Genomic DNA, 20598 nt, shown 5'->3' on the forward strand with positions numbered 1-20598 from the left:
CGGGAGTTTCGGTTAAAGTGGAGAGCTGGAGAGGAACCAGCTATTGAGTGATATTGCGAGCGAATTGGCGCGGGTGCGCGAAGCCTTCGACAAACCCACCCTGCGCCTGCTCGACCGCAAGTGGGCGCCGTTCGTGCTCGCCGTGTTCAAGAGCTCGTTCAGCCGGGACCGACGCAGCGTGCCGTGCGAACTGCTGCACACCCAGGTGGATGCCTACCTCGCCGACCTCCGCAGCATCGGCATCGACGCCCCAGAGAAAACCGGCCGGGCCCTGTGCGTGCAGTGGATGAACGACCTCTGGCTGTACCGCGAAGTGCGCGACACTGCTGACGGCAACCAGGAGCACTACTCGCTCACCAGCCACGCCCTCGAAGCCCTGCTGCTCGTTGACGGTCTCGCCCGGGATCGGGCGCTGATCAGCGAATCCCGACTCAGCACCATCGTCGACACGGTGCGCCACCGGGCCACGGAGGCCAACCCCGATCGTGAACAGCGGGTGCGCCGCCTCGACCAGCAGATCGACGAGCTGACCAGCGAGCGCGATCGCCTGGCCGGAGGCGGCGACATTGCAGCCGCCTCGAACGAGCAGATGCACGAGGGCTACGCCGACCTCATCGACCTCATTCAGCAGCTGCCGAGCGACTTCAAACGGGTTGAAGAATCCGTCGCGGCCATGCACCGGCAGATCGTCAGCGACTTTCGCGGCGAGGAACGCCCGATCAGCGAGGTCCTCGACGACTACCTCGCCAAAACGGATGCCCTCATGTCGTCAACCGCGGAGGGTCGGGCCTTCGAGGGCGCCTTCACCCTGCTGCGCAACGACACTCTCATGCAGGGGCTGAAAGCCGACCTCGAAACGATTCTGCTGCATCCGTTCGCCCTGGAACTGAGTTCTGCCGAACGTCGCAGCTTCATGAGCACGGTGACGCTGCTGCGCAAGGGCATCGACGACGTGCTCACCCAGCGCAAGGGACTCACCACCACCCTGCGCGAGCACATCGTCAACCACGACGTCGTGAAAGACCGCGAGCTCGAACGAGTGCTGCGGGACATCAACCGTGAACTCGCGACCTGGATGCAGACCGCAGGTCCCCGCGCTACCGTCACCGCCGAGCTCATGCCCGGCACCCTCGACGTCGAACATCTGCGGGAGCGGTTCTACGATCCGGTCGCCCATCGGGCCCCGCCGGCACTGATCGACGTGTCCGCCGCGGCGCCCGCAGCCCCGAGCCTCGGTGACCTGCGCCAGCAGGGCGGTCCGCTGCTCGAAGAACTGCGTGACGCTCTCGTGGCGGCCTTCGGCGCGGGTTCCGTCGCTGGTTCCGGTGCGGGGGAGGCGGCATCCGTTGGTGGCTTGTTCAACGGATTCGACGTGAGTCTGCGCCGGCCGGTGGAGATTCTCGGCCTGCTGCAGCTCGCCGCCCAGCTCAGCCAGACAACCGATTCGACCGGCCTGGAAAGCTTCGAAACGGTGCGACCGGATGGCTCGGTGCGGCTCTTCGACGTGCCCCGCCGTATTCTGACCGACGACGACACGGCGGCCCTGGCCGCTCAGAATTTGGGATACCAGCATGAATGACGAATTGTCGGATGACCTGGCGCGCGACCTGGAAAACACCGGGATCGACAGCGACCCGCGGAGCCTGTCGCTGTTCGAGGGCGATGAGGGCGGACTCAGCGTGGAGCAGCGCCGCACCCTTGTGTTGCTGCTGAAGCACCGCTACATCTCGGCGGCCCTGCAGCCGGCCGAATGGCAGACGCTGCTCGCCTCGCAGAGCCTGCTCAAGTCGCGCCTCAACGACGTTTTCCTGGACCTGCACGTCGACCTGCACTACGAGGTCGCGTACAAGCGGCAGGCGGTTGCCGAGGGCGGCGAACGGTTTCCCACGCTGCTGCACGACGTCGCGTACACCCGCGAAGAGACCATTCTGCTCGTGCTGCTGCGCCAGCGGTTTCGCAGCGAACGGGCAGGCGGCCAGGAGATCGTGCTCGTCGACCGGGAGAACCTGGTCGAGAACGTCGCGCACTTTCGCCCGGACTACGCCACCGACCTCTCCGGCGACGCCCGCAAGGCGTCGGCCGCGGTCGACAGCCTCGCCAAGGCGCGGGTGCTGCTGAAGACCAGCGACCCTGACCGGTTTCGCGTTTCGGCGGTGATCGAGGTGCTTTTGTCGGTGGAACGCCTCGGCGAACTGCTCGACTGGTTGCGCGAAGAGAACGGCGACGCCACCAACGATGACCCATCGCTCACCGCCTCGCACCAGGAGCTGCTCGTATGAACGATTCCCCGCTGTTCTACCTTGACGGTGCTACCGAGGGCACCACCCAGTGGCGGGCCGAATCGATGCAACTGGTGAACTGGGGCGGTTTTCACGGCCATCACGAGATAGATTTCGCGGTGCAGTCCACGCTCGTCTCCGGTGCGTCGGGAACCGGAAAGAGCAGCCTGCTCGACGCCTATCTGGCACTGATGATGCCCTCGGACACCCCGTTCAACGGTGCCTCGAACGACGCCGGTTCCGGCCGCGCGCGCAGCGTTGACCAGCGCAACCTGATGACCTACCTGCGCGGCAAGACCGACGCCAACCGGGAAGCCACCACCGGGGAGCTCACCGACCAGGTGCTGCGCGGCGCACACGAGGCCACCTGGGGCGCCATTGCATTGACCCTGATCGACGACAACCAGCGCCGATTCACCGTGCTGCGGGCCTACTTCGTGCCGCGCGGCGCCCACAAATTCGCCGACGTCACCATGAAAATGGCCACCACAGACGGATCCCTCGACCTGCGCGACCTCGCCTCCTGCGCCGAAAGTCGGTTCGACAAGCGCGCGCTCAAGGCCCGCTTCGAGGGCCTCGACGTGTTCGACACCTACGCGGCGTTCGCCCAGACCCTGTACACCCGGCTCGGAATCGGCGCGAACGGCGAGGGTGGCAAAGCACTGCGCCTGCTCGCCCGCATCCAGGCCGGCCAGCAGGTGAAAACGGTCGACGGACTCTACAAGTCGATGGTGCTCGAAGAGCCGGCGACCTTTGCCGCCGCCGACAAAGCGGTCGACCACTTCGAAGACCTCGAACGCTCCTACGGCGCCATGGTCACCGAAGCCCAGAAAGCCCAGGTGCTCGAACGCCTGCCCGACCTGCACCAGGCCTACGAAACGGCCACCGCCAAGGCCGACCTGGTCGACACCTTTGGCGTGCACCGCGCCGGGGACACCCCGTTCGTGCTCTGGCAGCTGCTCACCGAGCAGACCCTGCTCGAGGCCGCCGCCGATACCAACCGGGCCGCCCGCCGTGACAACCAGGCCGCCCAGATTCAGGCCCGCGACGTGGAGACCGCGCTCAAGACCCGCTTAGCCGAGCTGCAACAGCAGCAGCGCGACAACGGCGGCGACGTGCTCGAACGTCTGCAGACCGAACTCGTGCACCTCGGCAACCAGCACGACGACGTGGCTCGTGAGCGCGCCGGCTTCGACGACCGGGTCAAGGTTTTGGCCGTGCCGATCGATTCCGCCGCCGGCTTCGCGGCCGCCCAGCAGGGCGCTGACCGGTTTGCCGCTGGTTTCGCCGACGCCGAGGCCGCCCTGGAGGCGACCCGCTCGGCACTACAACGCGAGTCGTACCCGGTGGAGGAGGGCATCCGCTCACTCAAGCAGGAGCGGGCGTTTTTGACCGGGCGCGAAAGCCTCGTGCCCCAGACGCTAGATAAGGCTCGGCTGCTGATCGCCGAGGCTGCCGGCATTGGCGCCGAGGAGTTGCCGTTCGTGGCCGAACTCATCGACCTCGCCGCCGGTGAAGAAGCGTGGCGGCAGGCCGCCGAGGTGATCCTATCGTCGGTCGTGCGCGTGCTGCTCGTTGACGAGACGCGGCTGGCGCACCTGAGCGCGGCGATCGACCCGTTGCAGCTGCCGCTGCGCATCCACTTTGAGGGGGTGGCGCTGAAGCCGCACGAGGCCGTGGCCGGCGACGCCCGGTACATGTCGGGCAAGCTCGACGTGAAGGATTCCCCGTTCAGCAGCTGGGTTCAGGCGCGCCTTCGCTCGTCGAACCTCGACGCTCTGTGCGTGGCCGACCCGTCCGAGCTGGGTGGCGGGGGTGCACGGGTGACCCCGAGCGGGCAGACCCGCAACGGTTCCCGCGGAGCCCATGGCGCGAACAGCGGCCAGAAATCGATCATCGGGTTTTCCAGCCGGGCTCGGCTGGACGACATTGCGGTGGAGCTGGCCGCGCAGGGGCTGGCGGCCGACGCTGTCGCGGGGCGGGCATCCGCTGTGTCGGGGCAACTGGGTGAGCTGCGGGAACAGCAGGCCGCTCACCAGCACATTCTCGACACGGACTGGTCGTCGATCGACGTCGCTGCGGCCACCGCGCGCATTGCCGATAAGAAGTCCGAATACGAGCGGATGCGCTCCGGCAGCGATATCCTGCGCGCCCTGAGCGACGAAGAGGGCCGGCTCACCCTCGAACTCGACGCTGCCCAGAAACTCAAGCACACCACCGACGGGGTCGGTTCGGTGCTGGGCGAGGAGCAGGGCAGCATCGTCGACGCGCAGGACACGGTGAACGACCGACTCGAGCAGATCGAACGGGGCGAGGCCCTGACCCTGTCAGAGGAGCACGCCGCACACCTGAACGAACAGTTCGCGCTGGTTACCGACCGGAACGACCTCGCCGGTTTCCCTGGCGGTCTGAAGCGCCTGCGCGAGCGGTTGATCGACCAGTCGGCGCAGGATCGTGACCGCGCAGCCCGTGACCGGGCCACCATGATCGGCATCTTCTCGACCTACCAGGCCCGCTGGCCCGACCCGAATATCGGTGTCGCGCTCGAATCGGTCACGAGCTACACCGACATCCTCGACGCCATCCGCACCCTCGGCCTCTCCGAGCGTCGTCAGGAATGGAAGCGGCGGCTGTCGGCGTGGAGCGGCCAGGACCTCGTGCCGCTCACCGGCGCCTTCAACACCGCGATCGAAGAAATCGAAGACCGGCTGCGGCCGATCAACGAGATCCTCGCGACCCTGCCGTTCGGTGCGACCCGTGACCGGTTGCAGATCGCGCTGCGGCGGCTGCACCGGGACGATGCGACGGCCTTTCGCAAGGAGCTCAAGGTGCTTTCCTCGGGTGCGACCGAGCAATTCACCGATGACGAGACCGAAGACCGATTCACCCGGCTGCAGCAGTTTATGAGCCTGATCCGCCCTGGTACCGCTGAGACGCCTTCGCAGCGGGACCTGCTGCTCGACGTTCGGCAGCACGTGGAGATCACCGCCGTGCGCGTCACACCGGAGGGAGCCCGGGTCAGTACCTACTCGTCGCTCGGCGGCAAGAGCGGCGGCGAGTCGCAGGAACTCGTGGCCTTCGTCGTCGGCGCCGCCCTGCGCTTTCAGCTCGGCGACGAGAGCCGTACCCGGCCGCGCTTCGCCCCGGTGTTCCTCGACGAGGGATTTGTCAAATCCGACGCCGAATTCGCAGGCCGGGCCGTGGCCGCGTGGAAGGGCCTCGGCTTTCAGCTCATCATCGGAGCCCCGCTCGACAAGGTCACCGCCCTGGAACCGCACATGCAGTTGGTGCTGTCGATCACCAAGAACACGGCCACCGGCTATTCCTACATCACGCCGCTGGCGTCGCCGGAGGCTGCTGCCTGATTCATATATGGGCAGCCCGGCCAAGTAGGCGCTCTGCGGAACCGGATCCGCGGGCTGACCCGGCCTGTTCGGTCGTACCGGCTTGGGCGTAACATGTGTGCGTGTATGCCCTTCGACAGGCCCCGAGTACTGGAGCAGATTCGTGATGAGAATGCGACAGCTGAATCGCAATCCCAGTTTTCGTAACCCCACGTTTCTCTCCACGTGGCTGCTGTGGCTGGTCGGCGTTCTGGCTTTCCCTATTGCCGGCCTGGCCGGTACGGCGGTGGGCGGACGGGTCAGCAACCCGGTGTCTGCCCTCATCGGCGGGGCAGTCTGTGGTGTGGTCATCGGTGTCGGCCAGGTGCTGACCAGCCGGCGACGTCTCAACCCCCTCATCTGGATACCGCTCACCGCGATCGGCATGGGCCTCGGGCTTCTGCTCGGCTCGACCGTCGTGAACTATCGAACAACCTTGGCCGAGCTCGCCCTGATGGGAGCGATCACAGGTCTCGTGCTCGGCGCGGCGCAGGCTGTAGCACTGCCGCCGCGCGCCCGGCGACGCTGGGTGTGGGCTCTCGGCGTGGCCGCGCTCTGGGCGCTCGGCTGGACCGTGACGACTCTGGCGGGAGTGAACGTCGATGCCCAGTTCACCAATTTCGGCGCGATTGGTGCGCTGACGTTCACCGCGCTGTCCGGGCTGCTGCTGCACGTGCTGCTGCCGTTTTACCCGGCCTCGGGCATGTGGTTGCGGTCGAGGCCGGTCCATCCGTCGCTCTGACGCTCGGGGGCGCGCATCCGTTCTCAGTGGCGGCGGACCCGGGACGTGCGCCACGCCTGCCACGCACCGGTAGCCCAGAGCGCCCACAGCACCAGCAGGGGTTGAAAGATTAGCCGGATACCCCGCGACAGATCCGAATTGAGCCCGAACGAGTCGGTAGCCGTAACGAACTGGGAAATATTGCCGGGAAAGATCGCCACGAAGAACGCGGCCACGACCCAGCCCACCGGCACCCGCCAGCGGTGCAGGACAAGCAGCGCGATTCCGAGGGTGATCTCGGCGATTCCGGAGAGTACGACCACGAGGTCAGGGCCGAGCGGAACCCAGGTCGGAACCTGCGCCTGAAACGCCTCGCGATTGAACGTGAGGTGACTGATTCCAGCCAGCAGAAGGAAGGTGCCGAGGGCCAGCCGGCCGAGGAGTCGAGGCAGTGAACGGCGCGAGTGAGCCGCGGCGGGACGAGGTTCAGGAAGAATCATCGACCTGAGTCTATGTGCCCCGGGGTGCGGCGCGCCAACTAGCGGCCGAGTAGGCGAGCGAAGAAGCCGCCGGTGGACTTCTCCTTCACGTGTCCCTCGCAGCGCTGGTTGCGGGGCACGCCCTTCATAACCTGGTCGACGTGCTGGCCGCAGCCGGCCCAAGTGGTCTTCTGACAGGTCTTGCAGGTGACTGCTCTGCACATGGTGGGTGCCTTTCGTTGGGGGAGGTGTCTCTACACTATACCCTTGGGGGTATACAGAGAATTCACACGTGATGAACGGATGCTCCCGCCCCGGTCGGTGTATCGTTCGAGCGTCGACCACGTGGCTGGCTGAACAGATCGAGAGCGGTGCAGCATGAGCAGTGAACCTCCTATCAACGACGTCACCGACGACGACATCGAGGTCACACACTCCAAATCCTGGGCCGCCGGTGTACCCGGCGTGCTGCACTCGATGGAGCCGGCGATCACCCAGATGGGCGCTGTGCGGGGCATGCGGGCGCTGCTGTCGATGAACCAGAAAGACGGGTTCGACTGCATGAGTTGTGCTTGGCCAGACCCCGACCATCGTAAGGCCTTCGAATTCTGCGAGAACGGCGCCAAAGCGGTCACCTGGGAGGCGACGCCGATCACCATCCCGACCAGCTTCTGGGCAGAGCACTCGCTCGCCGACCTGCGTGAGAAGAGCGAATACTGGCTCGGCATGCAGGGCCGGCTGGTCGAACCGGTCTACAAACCGGCCGGCAGCGACCACTACCGCCCGGTCAGCTGGCCCGAAGCCTTTCGGGTGATCTCCGCCAAGCTCAATGCCCTGGACTCACCCGACCAGGCCGCGTTCTATACCAGCGGCCGCGCCTCCAACGAGGCCGCGTTCGCCTACCAACTGTTCGCTCGCGCGTACGGCACCAACAATCTGCCCGACTGTTCCAACATGTGTCACGAGTCCACCGGCTGGGCCATGGGTCAGACCGTCGGTATCGGCAAGAGCACGATCAGCTATGACGACTTCGCCAAGTCTGACCTGATCATCATCATGGGGCAGAACCCCGGCACCAACCACCCGCGCATGCTCACCGCGCTCGAAGAGGCGAAGGACGCCGGCGCCCAGATCGTCGCGGTCAACCCGCTGCCCGAGGCCGGCCTGCGCCGCTACAAGAACCCACAACGAGTGCGCGGAGTCATCGGCCACGGCACCGACATCGCCGACCAGTTTCTGCAGATCCGCATCGGCGGTGACATGGCGCTGCTGCAGGCCGTCTCCAAACGGGTGCTCGACGCCGAAGATGCCAGCCCCGGAACCGTGCTCGACCAGGCCTTCCTCGACGAACACTGTCACGGACTGGCCGAATTGCGCGAGCATCTCGCCCAGCTGGACGAGCGGATGGTGCTGGCCGCGACGGGCCTGCGCGCGGCCCAAATCGATGAACTGGCGAAGCGGTATATCAGCGCCGATCGGGTGATCATCACTTGGGCGATGGGGCTCACCCAGCAGAAAAAGGGCGTCGTGACCATCAAGGAGATCATCAACCTGCTGCTGTTGCGTGGCAACATCGGCAAGCCCGGCGCCGGCGCCTCGCCGATTCGCGGCCACAGCAACGTGCAGGGCGACCGCACCATGGGCATCTGGGAGCAGATGCCGCCGGCCTTCCTCGACGCACTGGAAAAAGAGTTCGGCTTCAATCCGCCGCGCAAGCACGGTGTGGACTCCGTCGACGGGGTTCGCGCCATGCGGGACGGAAAGATGAAGGTGTGGATGGGCCTTGGCGGCAATTTCGTCGCAGCCATGAGCGACACCGGCATTGCCGAGGCCGCCATGGCGCGCACGGAGATGAGCGTGCAGATTTCCACCAAGCTTAACCGGTCGCACGCCGTGACCGGCGAGGAGGCTCTGATTTTGCCGACCATGGGCCGCACCGAGATTGACGAGCAGGCCACTGGGGAGCAGTTCGTCTCGGTCGAAGATTCGGTCTGCGCGGTGCATCCGTCCTGGGGCAAGCTCAAGCCGGTCTCGACGAACCTGCTCTCCGAGGTCGCGATCATCTCGCGCCTGGCCCGGGCGGTACTCAGCGACAAGGTGGCGGTGGACTGGGCCGGTTTCGAGGCCGACTACGACCTGATTCGCGAGCATATCTCGCACGTCGTGGGCGGCTGCGAAAACTACAACGAGCGCATCCGTCAGGAGGGCGGTTTCGTGCTGCCGAACGGCCCGCGCGACTCCCGCACCTTCAACACTCCCACCGGCAAGGCCATGCTGACCACGAACACGCTGGAGCACCTCGAGGTGCCGCCCGGGCGTCTCGTGCTGCAGACGCTGCGCAGCCACGACCAGTTCAACACCACCATCTACGGCCTGGACGATCGCTACCGCGGCATCAAGAAGGGTCGGCACGTGGTCTTCATCAACAAGAAAGACCTGATCAATCTCGGCTTCAATGACGGCGACCTGGTCGACGTGCACAGCGAGTTCAGCGACAACGTCGACCGGGTGCTGCGCGGCTACCGGCTGGTCGCCTACCCGACGCCGCGCGGCTGCGCTGCCGCGTACTATCCGGAGGCGAACGTGCTGGTGCCGCTCGACAGCGTTGCCGACGGTAGTAACACGCCGGTGTCGAAGGCCGTCATCATTCGATTGGAGCCTGCTGCCCAGTCGTGAAAGCTAGTGTGCCCATGGTTACTGAGCAGTATTGACCCAGCCGGCCTCGTCGGGGTTCTCCTCCGCGGGCTGCCGGCAGACATCGAGCACGATCTCCGCTGCCCGGGCGATCGCTAACTGCGAGGCTATCGTCGAGTTGGCTGCGGCGAGGCCTGCGGCGTAGCCGACGACGAAGGTGGTGATCGGGGCGGCCATGGGGCTGACAGCGTGAGCAGCCTCATCGGCGACGTTGAGAATGAGGTGGTTGTCCAGTTCCAGGTCCAGAATCTGCAGGGCCTGGCTGAGCCGGCGGGTCCACTGCTGGAGGATCTTTTCGTCTACGGCGTTATGCGTCACAGCAGCTCCTTGAGTTGTCGGGTCTCACGTGTCGGATGCATCGGATGCTTAGCTGATCTGAGGGTACCCTCGCCGGAGAATTTCTGTGCAACGAAATAGTGCCGACCGCGCGTTACCAACCCACCGTGCCCGCGGCCCCCTTGAACGGTCCGGCGATTTTTGCCGTGATCCAGCCGCCGTAGTAGTCACCCTCCTGCGCCCGGACGGTTTCACCGTCAACGGTGCAGCGCGTCATGGCTCCCGGGTAGATCGCCACCCGGTCCGCCAGCGTTTCGAAGCCTGCGGTCGGCGTGGGATAGAACCAGGCGGCCCGGGCGCTTGAACCGACGGTGAGGTAGCCAGCGACGCCCTTGTATTCGCAGTAGCTGTGGCCCGATGCGGGTTGCAGCAGGCCAGGGTCGAACGCCGTGCGTGGCAGGTAGTACACCGGGGGATGGCTGGTTTCCAGCACCCGCACCACGTCGGTTGTGTCGGCGATCGTCACGCCGTCGAGTTCGATCGTGACGTGCTCACCGGTGTGTTCGACGCGCGGCGGTCGCGGGTAGTCCCAGACGGATTCCTGGCCCGGGCGGAGGGGATCGCGTTTCACTCGCTCATTCATGAGCCGATGCTAGAACGGTAACCTGCGAAGTCAGCTGTCAGTTCTGTGCGGGCGCAGGTTTCGGGGACGCAGGGCGACCACGGTCAGCGCGGCGGCCAGCACCGCGAGACCGGCGACCATGCCGACCGTGCCGCCCCAGCCCCACTGTACGAAGAACACGCCGCCCAGCCAGCCGAACAGGCTCGATCCGGCGTAGTAGGACAGGTTGTACAGCGATGATGCCTGGGCGCGACCGACCGTGGCCTCGGCGCCGGTCCACCCGGAGGCCACGGCGTGCGCGGCAAAGAAGCCGGCCGTGGCCAGCACGAGGCCGAGCAGAACGACCACGAGCACGCTCGACAGGGTTAGAAGCACGCCCACTGTCATGCAGGCGAGCGAGCCGAGCAGAATCGACCAGCGTCCGAATCGGGCAGCCAGGATGCCGGCCTGGGCCGACGACCAGGTTCCGGCGAGGTAGGCCACGAAGACGAGACTGATCAGGGCTTGCGGAAGGTTGAAAGGGTCGTGGGCTAGGCGAAAACCGAGGTAGTTGTAGAGGGCAACGAACCCGCCCATCAGCAGAAACCCCTGGGCATAGAGCGCGAGCAGGCGCGGTGACTTGAGGTTGGCGCCGAGTAGCCTGACCAGGCTGAGATCCGTGCCGCGTTCGCGTGCCCGGCGCGGCACAAAACCGCGAGGCGCCGGAATCAGACTGATGAACAGCACGGCCGACACCGCGCAGAGCACGCCGACGGTGAAAACGCCGACCCGCCAGTTGGTCAGTTCGGTGACCGGCCCGGCCACGAGACGCCCGAGCAGTCCACCGATCGAGGTGCCGGCCACATAGGTGCCCGCCGCACGGGCGGCGTGCCTTGGTTCGATCTCCTCGCTCAGGTAGGCGATCGCGATCGCCGGCACCCCGCCGAGCATCAACCCTTCGACGAAACGGCCGGTGAGCAACAGCGAGAAGGTGGGCGCGAACGGCACCAGCAGCCCGAACACCGTGGCGGCGATCACCGCGATCGACATGGCCCGCACCCGGCCGAGCCGGTCCGCTACGAGCGACCAGGGAATCACGCCGATGGCCAGGCCGAGTGTCGATGCGGAGATGACGAGGGCGGCATCCGCTGCGCTGACCCCCACGTCGCCGGCGATCTGGGCGAGCACAGCCTGGGGCGAGTAGAGCTGGGCGAACGTGGCGATGCCGGCGAAGAACAGTCCGGCGAGCAGTTTGCGGTAGTCGGAGCTGCCGTGCGAGTGCCCGTTCCAGCTCGCGGATGACGCCGCCCGGCCCGGGTGCGCCGGCGTCATCTGCGGGTGGTCAGGACTGGGGGCACTCGTTCAGAGTACGCGGCTGCGCGGGGTCAGGGTGCGCAGGCCGCCGAGCGCGTACACGCCGGCACCGAACAGCACGGCAGCCTCGGGCGGTCCGCCAACAGGATCCAGTCCAGTACGGCGTAGATCGGAATGATGATGTGCAGAATGTCATTCGACCACTGCAGGTTGAAGGAGTTCAGCCCGGCGTCCGCGAGCAGGGTGTTGTAGACGACGCCGACCCGCGTGCCTTCACGATTCTGACGGTTCCGGATCGACTGCGGAGCCAGGGCGACCCGTGGGCGACGATGCATGGGCACCCCGGCACCATCGACACCCTGTATTCGTGGTGGGAACGCGATCTGTCCAACGGACTCGGCGAGCTGCCATTTCCGCCGGACTTTCCGAAGATGCCGGGGGAGCCGCCGCGCGTGCAGCCCAGCCGCGCCCGGAAGCCCGGCTAGCCCGCCGCCCGAGCCCGCGGTCAGTTCGCGATGCGCTCGGCCGCCAGGGGTGGCTCCGGCGGGGTGCCAGTGCCGAACGGGTGCCCGCCGAGGCCGGCGCGAGCGTGCGGGGCCAGCCAGGCTGCGGCATCCGGTCCCTTAGGCACGATGCCGCTCGGGTTGATGTCCACGTGGGTCACGTAATAGTGTTTCTTGATCTGGTCGAAGTCGATGGTGTCGCCGAACCCGGGGGTCTGGAACAGGTCGCGGGCGTAGGCCCACAGCACCGGCATCTCGCTGAGCTTGTTGCGATTGCACTTGAAATGCCCGTGATAGACCGAGTCGAACCGGGCCAGGGTGGTGAACAAGCGGATGTCCGCCTCGGTGATCGTGTCGCCCACGAGATACCGCTGCCCGGCCAGGCGCTGTTCGAGCCAGTCGAGCCGCGCGAACAGGGCGTCGTAAGCCCGCTCATAGGACTTCTGGCTGCCGGCGAAACCGCACTTGTAGACGCCGTTGTTCACGTCGTGAAAGATCAGGTTGGCGACCTCGTCGATCTCGGCCCGCAGCACCTCGGGGTAGAGGTCGGGGGCGCCGGGACGGTGGTACTGCGTCCACTGCGTCTCGAAATCGAGGGTGATCTGCGGGTAGTTGTTGGTGACGACCTTACCGCTTGGCACATCCACGATCGCTGGCACGGTGATGCCGCGGGGATAGTCGGGAAAGCGGGCGAAGAAGGCCTGCTGCAGGCGTTCGATGCCGAGCACCGGGTCGAGGCCGCCGGGGTCGAGGTCGAAGGTCCAGCTGTTCTTGTCGTGCGTGGGGCCGGGCAGACCGAGCGAGATCACACCCTCAAGGCCGAGCAGGCGGCGCACGATGGTGGTGCGGTTCGCCCAGGGACAGGCGCGGGCCGCGACCAGGCGGTACCGGCCGGGTTCGACCGGCCAGCCGTCCCGGCCGTCCTGGGTGATGCGGTCTTCGATGTAATTGGTGTCGCGGTTGAAATCCAGGCCGGGCGTGATGTAACTGGGGTCGAGGCTCATGCGTCCACGCTACGCGCTGCCGGGCTCCGCTGTAAGTTCGGCCGTGATCTCCGCGTCGGTGCGCGCGTCGATGATGCCCCACATCATGTGGGTGGGGCCGCTGCTATCGCTCGGTTCCACCCGTGGCCGGCTGGCCCAGCCGCGGGAGACGGCGGCAGCACCGAGTTGCGCGAGCGAAGCCGCGACGCGGTTCTTGCGAATCTTTCCGGCCAGCACGCTGCCGTCGGGCGACTGACGCCAGCCTCGCTTGTGGGCGATCACCCGTCCGATCTCTTCGTCGGTCAGCCAGCGCGAAAAACTGCGGGTGGGCGGGTCGATGGCAATCAGCTTCATGCCCACACTGTACCCGCCTCCGCACCGTGAGCACGCCGAGCAATACGGCGACGCTGTCGGAAAAATCTGTGCCCCGCGCTGCGTGCGATCGACTGATCCGGGCGATAATCACAGCATCACCCCGACAACATAAGGAGAACCACCATGAGCAGTCGACTCAGCCCGTATCTCGGTTTTCGCGACACCGCGCGCGAAGCCATGGACTTCTACCAGAGTGTCTTCGGCGGAGAGATTACGCGCAGCACCTTCGGTGAATTCAACGCGAGCGACGATCTGGCCGAGAAGGACAAGATCATGCACTCGGAACTGACCACTACGAGCGGTTTCTCGCTCATGGCTTCTGACACCCCCAGCAGTATGGAACTCCCCACCAGCAGCAGCGTCACCGTGTCCCTCAGCGGCGACGACGAAGCCGAACTGACCGGGTACTGGGAGAAATTGCTCGAAGGCGGCACCGCGACCATGCCGCTCAGCAAGGCACCGTGGGGTGACATCTTCGGCATGCTGGTCGACAAGTTCGGCACCAGCTGGATGGTGAACATCGCGGGGGCCACGGCGGATACGGCCTCCTCGAGCGGCACGAAGTCAGTCCGCGACGACGTCACCCGGTGACTTGTCGGGGCGCCAGCCCCGCCACGAGGGCTGGCGCAGCCGACCGGTCGCTGTCCATTCGGCGAACTCCACCTCGGCGACGAGGGTGGGGCGCACCCAGACGGCGCTCTGGGCATCCGTTGGGGGAATGTCACTGAACGGTGTGGTCTTTCGCACCAGCCGGGTCAGTCGAGAACGGATGTCGGTGAGGTCGCGTTCCCCAAACCCCGTGCCGACGCGCCCGACGTAGCGGAGGCCCGCATCGGTCGGCACCCCGAGCAGCAGCGACCCGATCGCGCCGGTGCGGTTGCCGCGGCCGGGCCGCCAGCCGCCCACGACGACCTCCTGGGTACGAAAGTGTTTGATTTTCACCCAGTCGTGGGAGCGGCGCCCGCCCGTGTACCGGCCGTCGAGCCGCTTGGCCATGACGCCTTCGAGCCCGAGCTGGCGGCTGGTCTGAAACGCCTCGGAGAAATCACCGTCGAACCGTGGCGGCACCTGCGTGGAGCCGGTCGCGGTGACCGCGTTCTCCAGTCGGTCCCGGCGCGCGCTGTAGGTGAGCCCGGTCAGGGAGCGGCCGTTTTGTTCGAGCAGGTCGAAGAGCATGAACTGCACCGGGGCACGTTTCGAGGCAGCGGCCACTTCCCGTTCCTCGGTGAGTTTCATGCGGGTCTGCAACAGCCCGAAGTCCGGTCGGCCGCGTTTGTCGACGGCCACGATCTCGCCGTCGAGCACCGCGGCATCCGTTTCTGGATTCGTCGCCAGTGCGGCGAGCAGGTCCGCGACGAGATCGGGATAGGACGCCGTCACGTCGTGCCCGTTGCGGGTGACCAGGCGCACGGTCTGCTCGGCCAGCGACACGTAGGCGAGCGCACGCATGCCGTCCCACTTCATTTCGAAGGCCCAGCCGTCGTCGCCGAGGTCGGTTTCGCAACCGGCAGCGGCCAACATGGGGGAGTAGGCGTGCTTCGTCGGTGCGGGTGCGAGGCTCGCCGCCGATGCGCTGTGCGGGCGGGCATTCGTGCGGGAGTCGGCGCCACCGGTGAGTGGCTTCATGCGGTGGATCAGCCAGTTGTTCGCTGGTTTGCTGCCGTGGCCGTCGCTCGTGCGAATCAGGGCAAACCGGGCCGAGCCGCCGAGCCCGGCGTCGGGTTCACCGTGCAGGGTCACGATCACCTCGTCATCACGCCATTTTTCGAGCTCGTAGTCGCCGCGGTCCCAGATGGATACATCGCCGGCGCCATATTCTCCGACTGGAATATTCCCCTCGAAACTGCCGTATTCGAGCGGATGATCCTCCACGTGCACCGCAAGCCGGTTCTGGATGGTCGACACCGGAATGCCACGCGGCAACGCCCAGGACACCAGTACGCCGTCGTGTTCCAGCCGAAAATCCCAGTGCAGGCTGCGGGCGTGGTGTTCCTGAATGACGAAAGATTGGCCAGTGGAGGCCAGGGCCGGGGCCTCAGGCACCGGCTCGGGGGTCTTCGACGCATCGCGCTTGTCGCGGTACACCGTGAGGCGGTCCGGTGTAACCAGGGCGGAGGCCGAATCATTCGCGTTCACGGCGTGCTCGAACGACCCGGCCGACAGCAGTGCGAGCGGATCCTCCCGCCGTTTTAGACGAGCGAGCACCTGCTTGTAGTCGAGCTGCTCGAGGTCGGCCGAGGCCAGCTCCTTCCAGGTGCGCGGGGTCGCGACCATCGGGTGGCTCCGCCCCCGCAGCGAATACGGGGTGATGGTGGTCTTCGCGGCGTTGTTCTGGCTCCAGTCCACCAGCACCTTGCCGGGCCGCAGGCTCTTCTTCATATCGCTCACGACGAGGTCGCGGTGGTCGGCTTCGAGGGCCCGTGCCAGTTCGTGCGCCACCGCCGACACCTGATCGGAGGTGTACGACAGGTCGAGGGCCGCATACACGTGGATGCCCTTGCTTCCGCTGGTCACGGGCATCGGTTCCAGCCCCATATCCTGCAGAATCGTGCGGGCCAGCCGCGCCACCTCCGCGCATTCGGCGAGTCCGATGCCCTCACCCGGGTCGAGGTCGAGCACGAGCCGGTCAGGATTGCGCTGGGTGCCGGTGCGACCGAACTGCCACTGCGGCACGTGGATTTCAAGGGCGCTCATCTGCCCGAGCCAGGTGAGGGTGGCGAGGTCGTTCACCAGCGGGTAGATGTTCACGTGGTCCTTGTGCTGAATCTCACGCCGTTTCACCCAGCTCGGCGCCCCGGGTTCCAGATTCTTCTGGAAGAACATCGGGCCGGGGCTCTCATTCGTGCCGACGCCGTGCACCCAGCGTTTGCGCGTGGCCGGGCGGTTCGCCGCATGGCCAATGAGCACGTCGGCGACGGCCGCATAGTACGCCAGCACGTCAGCCTTGGTGGTGCCGGTCTCCGGGTACAGCACCTTGTCGAGGTGGGTGAGCGAAATTCGGTGCCCCTCAACGGAGACCACCTGGCTGCTGGCGTTCATGCGTCAACTGTGCCGCGGAAACCGCGGGTCTACTAGGCGAAAAATGTCTCATTCGGGTGTGTACTGGTCGTATGAGAAGCATCTGGACCGGTGCGATCACCTTCGGGCTCGTCAATGTGCCCGTCAAGGTGTACAGCGCAACTGAAGACCACGACGTGTCGCTGCACCAGGTGCACGATGCCGATGGGGGGCGCATCCGCTATCAACGCCGGTGCGAGATCTGCGCCAAGGTCGTTCCATACGACCACATCGACAAGGCTTTCGACGACGGTGAGCAGACCGTGGTGCTCACCGCGGACGATTTCGCCACGCTCCCCTCCGAGCGCAGCAAGGAGATCGACGTGGTCGAATTCGTGCCGAGCGACCAGATCGACCCGATCATGCTCGACAAGAGCTACTTTCTCGAACCCGACGGCAAGTCGTCGAAGGCCTATGTGCTGCTGCGTCGCACGCTTGAAGCCACCGATCGAACGGCCATTGTGCACTTCGCGCTGCGTCAGAAGACGCGGCTCGGAGCGCTGCGTGTGCACGGCGACGTGCTCATGCTGCAATCCCTGCTGTGGGACGACGAGGTGCGCGAGGCCAAGTTCGCGTCCCTCGACGAGCTGGTGAACATCAGCGCCAAGGAACTGGACATGTCGGCCGCGCTGGTCGAGTCGTTCGCGACCGACTTCGCACCGGATGCCTTCACCGACGATTACCAGGACGAGTTGCGGGCGCTGATCGAGGCCAAACTGAAAAGCGGCGACGCTGTGTCGACCGAGGTCACCTTCGGTGAAACCGAGGATGAGGGCGAGGGCGGCGAGGTACTCGACCTGATGGAGGCCCTGCGGCGCAGCGTCGAGGCCAGCCGCGATCGGGCCAAGCCCAAGCCGCAGGAGAAGGCGAAGCGGGCCCGTTCCGCCTCCTGATCGGGCAGCTTCACGGTTCGCGCGAGGCGAACCTCAGTGGTGGCGCTTGGCGAGCAGGTACATCTTTACGTTGAGCTGCAGAAAGCGCACGAGCTGAACCAGCACGTTGCTGCGTCGTCTCAGTTCGCGGGCGCTCGGCAGCGGCGCGACGTCGATGTGGGCTTGGGCGGTGTCCATGGTGTTCTTCCTCCTAACTCGGTGGCAAAGTGGATGCGTGCGACTCACTCCGGAATGAGATACCAGAACGGGTACGCCTTGGCCTTGTACAGGAACATCGTGTGCAGCACGCCAAGAGCGGCGAGGGCAGCCTGAGCGTGCGCAGCGGCACCCAGCACGGCCACGAATACCGCGTGCGCGGCTCGCTCAAGGGGCGCACGGACGCCATCGAGCCCACCCTCGTCACGCTCACCGACGCCTCGGACATCTTTCCGCTGTTCCAGCACGCCGGCACGGAGTTTCTCTACATGCTGACCGGCAAAATGGTCTACGGCCACGGCCCCTACAAATACACCATGGTGCCCGGCGACTCGCTGCTGCTCGACGGCGAGGGCCCGCACGGCCCGCTGCAACTGCTCGAGCTGCCCATCACCTTTCTCGCCATCACCGCCAAATAGCTCGGCTCCGGGTATCCTGTGCGGCATGACCGAATCGGCAAGCGCCCGGGGTGAGAGCGTGACCCTGCACGGCGTCGTCGAGTTCGCACCCGAGCAACGACCGCAATCGCCGTGCACGGTCACGGTGCTGGTGGAAGACGTGTCGAAAGCGGATGCCCCCAGCACGATCGTGGGCCGGTCCCGTTTTCAGATTCCCGCGCCGCCCCGCAGCGAACTGTCCGATCGCGACGTGAACTTTGCCGTGACCGTACCCGCCGATGCGCTCGACTCCGTGCGGCGGCTGAACGTGCGGGTGCACGTGAGCGCGCGGATGCGGCGGGAACCGGACGTGACCGAACGGCCGGACATCACCGAGGGGGACTTCGTCTCAACGCAGTCCCACCCGGTGCTGCCTGACCCGGTTCTGCCCGGCCTCGCCTCAGTTCGTGTCCCGGTTCTGCGAGTCTGAACCCTCGGCAACGGCACGCGCCTCAGCCTCGTCGAACGACGTGCTCACGCCGCCGAGACTCTCGTAGCCGGTGAGCGACGGACCCCACGCTGCTCCGTTGAACCACTTGTGGAACAGCGCGCTGTTGGTTCCGGTCAGGAACGCGTCGAGCCGCCCGGGTGCCCAGGACACCACGCGCGGCTGTGAGGTCGCGATGCCGCCCATGTTCTCGTAGCCGAGCACCGACGGCCCCCACCCCTTGCCGTCGAACCACTTGTGGTACAGCGCACTGTCGGTGCCGATCACAAACAGGTCGAGCCGGTTCGGGCCCCAGGACACGGCCTCGGGCTCGCCCACGATAATGCCGCCGAGCCGCTCGAAGTCGTTTACGGACGGACCCCACGCGCTGCCATTCCACCACTTGTGGTACAGCGCGCCATCCGTGCCCGTGACGAAGACGTCGAGCCGGTTCGGGCCCCACGAGACTACCCGCGGCGCCGAGGTGCAAACTCCGCCGAGACCTTCATACCCGGTGAGCGACGGGCCCCAGGCTGAGCCGTTCCACCACTTATGGTAGAGCGCCCGGTCGGTGCCGATCACGAACAGGTCCAGCCGGTTCGGACCCCAGGAGACGACTTCGGGCTGGCCGACGACGATGCCGCCCATGTTCTCGTAGCCGGTCATCGACGGACCCCACGCCCCGTTGAACCACTTGTGATACAGCGCATGGTCGCTTCCGACGACGAACACGTCGAGCCGGTTCGGACCCCAGGAGACCACCCGTGGGTCACCGAGGATGACGCCGCCCATGTTCTCGTAACCCGTCACCGACGGGCCCCACGCGCTGCCATTCCACCACTTGTGGTACAGCGCGCTGTCGGTTCCGGTGACGAACAGGTCGAGCCGGTTCGGGCCCCACGCCACGGCTTGCGGAACACTCTCGGCGATGCCGCCCATGTTCTCGTAGCCGGTGACCGACGGCCCCCAGGCTCCGCTGAACCACTTGTGGAACACCGCACGATCGGTGCCGAGCACGAAGGCGTCGAGCCGGTTCGGTCCCCACGACACGACCGGGCTCGAACTCGCCCTGGGCGTTTGTGGGTACATGAAGTTGACCGCCGCGATGTCACCGGCCGACAGGGCCGTGCGCTGGCCGATCTGGGCTCCGGCCTGCATCGGGGTGATGGTCTCCAGCCCATTCTTTGAAAACGCGGTGCGCGGGTAATGCATGATCGAGCCGTAGTCATAGCCGCCGACGTCATCACCGTCGACGATGTGCTGGTCGAACTGGCTCTCCATACCTGGTGAGATGTTGGCCACGTTGATGGTCACGAAGGTGTTGCGGTCTTCGCGGCTCTGTTCATGCCAGAGACCGACCGCGTGGCCGATCTCGTGGATGGCATTGCCGCTCGTGCAGCCGGTACCCAAACTGATGGTCTGCATGCCGTTACCCTGCATGCCGAGCATCGACCAGCATCCGCTGGCATCGCTGAACTCGACGAAGTTGGGAAATTGCGCGGCATTGGCCGGGGTACGTTCCGGAAAACGGATGGGCGTGCGAGCCTCCCAGTGCGTGATCGCGTCCCGCACCCGCTGCTGGTCGGGCAGGGCGGCGTTGATCTGAAACGGAACCTGCGCGTTCGGCCAGCGAAACCGCGCGCCGGTGATGATGACGGCCCGGGCGCGACCGTCGTCCTGGTTCGCCTGATCCTTGCTCTGCTCCAGTTCGGCGACGGTGCCCAGGACGATGTCACCCTCGAAGACCGCCAGGTTGTTGACCTTGTAGTAGACCACTTCCGTCGGTCCGAAGGTGACGCCGGAGATGATACCGGAGGCCGACTCTCCCGCCTGAAATTCACCCTCACTGACGAATTTCTGGTCCCCGCCAGGGCCGGAATTGTTTTCTGCCATGGAACTGCTCCTTGTGTCCTCTGTTCCCGCCTGGCACGGGCCGGAATTGGCGGTGCCGGAATGAGCGCTGCGCCGCAAGTGGTACCAG

At 66.0% G+C, this 20598-nt stretch carries 20 protein-coding genes and 1 pseudogene; 10 read left to right on the forward strand and 11 right to left on the reverse strand.

Annotated features, from left to right (window positions below; genetic code table 11):
• Window positions 1-43: 43 nt before the first annotated feature.
• The 4 genes from E3T29_RS16440 to E3T29_RS16455 all read left to right on the forward strand — a co-directional run bounded on the left by E3T29_RS16440 (window position 44) and on the right by E3T29_RS16455 (window position 6404).
• Window positions 44-1579 carry a DUF3375 family protein gene (locus E3T29_RS16440; protein ID WP_166792443.1) on the forward strand — a complete coding sequence of 512 codons (1536 nt, stop codon included), beginning with the start codon at window positions 44-46 and terminating at the stop codon, window positions 1577-1579.
• A complete protein-coding gene (locus E3T29_RS16445; protein ID WP_134346634.1) occupies window positions 1572-2279 on the forward strand; it encodes a DUF4194 domain-containing protein in 708 nt (235 codons plus the stop codon). Before E3T29_RS16440 ends, E3T29_RS16445 begins: the two co-directional genes overlap by 8 nt.
• The gene (locus tag E3T29_RS20570) at window positions 2276-5644 is read left to right on the forward strand and encodes an ATP-binding protein (protein ID WP_134346635.1); all 3369 of its coding nucleotides are present in this window, start codon (window positions 2276-2278) and stop codon (window positions 5642-5644) included. The genes E3T29_RS16445 and E3T29_RS20570 overlap by 4 nt, the downstream gene beginning before the upstream one ends.
• Before the next feature lie 151 nt (window positions 5645-5795).
• On the forward strand, window positions 5796-6404 hold the full coding sequence (locus E3T29_RS16455) for a hypothetical protein (RefSeq protein WP_134346636.1): 609 nt from the start codon (window positions 5796-5798) through the stop codon (window positions 6402-6404).
• Between the two features lie 23 nt (window positions 6405-6427).
• On the opposite strand, the gene E3T29_RS16460 is transcribed toward E3T29_RS16455, so the two are convergent.
• Together E3T29_RS16460 and E3T29_RS19790 are read right to left on the reverse strand one after the other, a co-directional pair.
• Entirely contained in the window at window positions 6428-6883 is a 456-nt protein-coding gene (locus E3T29_RS16460) for a DoxX family membrane protein (RefSeq protein ID WP_134346637.1), read from the reverse strand.
• A 38-nt stretch (window positions 6884-6921) separates the two neighbouring features.
• Entirely contained in the window at window positions 6922-7086 is a 165-nt protein-coding gene (locus E3T29_RS19790) for a hypothetical protein (protein ID WP_166784319.1), read from the reverse strand.
• Between the two features lie 154 nt (window positions 7087-7240).
• On the opposite strand from E3T29_RS19790, the gene E3T29_RS16465 reads away from it, so the two are divergent.
• Window positions 7241-9538, forward strand: a complete 2298-nt coding sequence (locus tag E3T29_RS16465) for an FdhF/YdeP family oxidoreductase (protein WP_134346638.1) — start codon at window positions 7241-7243, stop codon at window positions 9536-9538.
• A gap of 18 nt (window positions 9539-9556) precedes the next feature.
• Here E3T29_RS16465 and E3T29_RS16470 read toward each other — a convergent pair whose 3' ends face one another.
• From E3T29_RS16470 to E3T29_RS19795, 4 genes are all read right to left on the reverse strand, one after another.
• Window positions 9557-9874 carry a DUF6457 domain-containing protein gene (locus tag E3T29_RS16470; RefSeq protein ID WP_092339639.1) on the reverse strand — a complete coding sequence of 106 codons (318 nt, stop codon included), beginning with the start codon at window positions 9872-9874 and terminating at the stop codon, window positions 9557-9559.
• A 112-nt stretch (window positions 9875-9986) separates the two neighbouring features.
• Complete coding sequence (locus E3T29_RS16475) at window positions 9987-10475, reverse strand: DUF427 domain-containing protein (RefSeq protein WP_134346639.1); 489 nt, start codon at window positions 10473-10475, stop codon at window positions 9987-9989.
• Window positions 10476-10505: 30 nt separating this feature from the next.
• Window positions 10506-11765, reverse strand: a complete 1260-nt coding sequence (locus E3T29_RS16480; RefSeq protein ID WP_134346640.1) for an MFS transporter — start codon at window positions 11763-11765, stop codon at window positions 10506-10508.
• Window positions 11766-11818: 53 nt separating this feature from the next.
• A complete protein-coding gene (locus E3T29_RS19795) occupies window positions 11819-12082 on the reverse strand; it encodes a Pr6Pr family membrane protein (RefSeq protein ID WP_166792466.1) in 264 nt (87 codons plus the stop codon).
• Here E3T29_RS19795 and E3T29_RS16485 point away from each other — a divergent pair.
• A pseudogene (locus E3T29_RS16485) lies at window positions 11996-12232 on the forward strand (ATP-dependent DNA ligase); the annotation flags it as partial. The gene E3T29_RS19795 and the pseudogene E3T29_RS16485 overlap by 87 nt on opposite strands.
• Before the next feature lie 20 nt (window positions 12233-12252).
• Here E3T29_RS16485 and E3T29_RS16490 read toward each other — a convergent pair.
• Together E3T29_RS16490 and E3T29_RS16495 are read right to left on the reverse strand one after the other, a co-directional pair.
• Window positions 12253-13254 (reverse strand): glutathione S-transferase family protein, encoded by a 1002-nt coding sequence (locus E3T29_RS16490; RefSeq protein ID WP_134346641.1) that lies wholly within the window; start codon window positions 13252-13254, stop codon window positions 12253-12255.
• A gap of 9 nt (window positions 13255-13263) precedes the next feature.
• Entirely contained in the window at window positions 13264-13587 is a 324-nt protein-coding gene (locus tag E3T29_RS16495; RefSeq protein WP_134346642.1) for a hypothetical protein, read from the reverse strand.
• A gap of 144 nt (window positions 13588-13731) precedes the next feature.
• Here E3T29_RS16495 and E3T29_RS16500 point away from each other — a divergent pair, with 144 nt between their 5' ends.
• Window positions 13732-14199, forward strand: a complete 468-nt coding sequence (locus E3T29_RS16500; RefSeq protein WP_134346643.1) for a VOC family protein — start codon at window positions 13732-13734, stop codon at window positions 14197-14199.
• Here E3T29_RS16500 and E3T29_RS16505 read toward each other — a convergent pair.
• Window positions 14173-16647 (reverse strand): ATP-dependent DNA ligase, encoded by a 2475-nt coding sequence (locus E3T29_RS16505; RefSeq protein WP_134346644.1) that lies wholly within the window; start codon window positions 16645-16647, stop codon window positions 14173-14175. The genes E3T29_RS16500 and E3T29_RS16505 overlap by 27 nt on opposite strands.
• A gap of 71 nt (window positions 16648-16718) precedes the next feature.
• Here E3T29_RS16505 and E3T29_RS16510 point away from each other — a divergent pair, with 71 nt between their 5' ends.
• A complete protein-coding gene (locus tag E3T29_RS16510; RefSeq protein WP_134346645.1) occupies window positions 16719-17558 on the forward strand; it encodes a Ku protein in 840 nt (279 codons plus the stop codon).
• Window positions 17559-17591: 33 nt separating this feature from the next.
• Here E3T29_RS16510 and E3T29_RS19800 read toward each other — a convergent pair whose 3' ends face one another.
• Window positions 17592-17735: a hypothetical protein gene (locus tag E3T29_RS19800; RefSeq protein ID WP_166792444.1), complete on the reverse strand. Its 144-nt coding sequence runs from the start codon at window positions 17733-17735 to the stop codon at window positions 17592-17594.
• A 101-nt stretch (window positions 17736-17836) separates the two neighbouring features.
• On the opposite strand from E3T29_RS19800, the gene E3T29_RS16515 reads away from it, so the two are divergent.
• The gene (locus tag E3T29_RS16515; RefSeq protein WP_241987866.1) at window positions 17837-18172 is read left to right on the forward strand and encodes a cupin domain-containing protein; all 336 of its coding nucleotides are present in this window, start codon (window positions 17837-17839) and stop codon (window positions 18170-18172) included.
• Between the two features lie 25 nt (window positions 18173-18197).
• Window positions 18198-18620 carry a YbaY family lipoprotein gene (locus tag E3T29_RS16520; protein ID WP_134346646.1) on the forward strand — a complete coding sequence of 141 codons (423 nt, stop codon included), beginning with the start codon at window positions 18198-18200 and terminating at the stop codon, window positions 18618-18620.
• Here the strand turns inward: E3T29_RS16520 and E3T29_RS20020 are convergent.
• The gene (locus E3T29_RS20020) at window positions 18591-20510 is read right to left on the reverse strand and encodes a M12 family metallopeptidase (RefSeq protein ID WP_198417780.1); all 1920 of its coding nucleotides are present in this window, start codon (window positions 20508-20510) and stop codon (window positions 18591-18593) included. The genes E3T29_RS16520 and E3T29_RS20020 overlap by 30 nt on opposite strands.
• Window positions 20511-20598: the final 88 nt, after the last annotated feature.

This window comes from Cryobacterium sp. TMT1-66-1, from assembly GCF_004403435.1.
Lineage (GTDB): Bacteria > Actinomycetota > Actinomycetes > Actinomycetales > Microbacteriaceae > Cryobacterium > Cryobacterium flavum.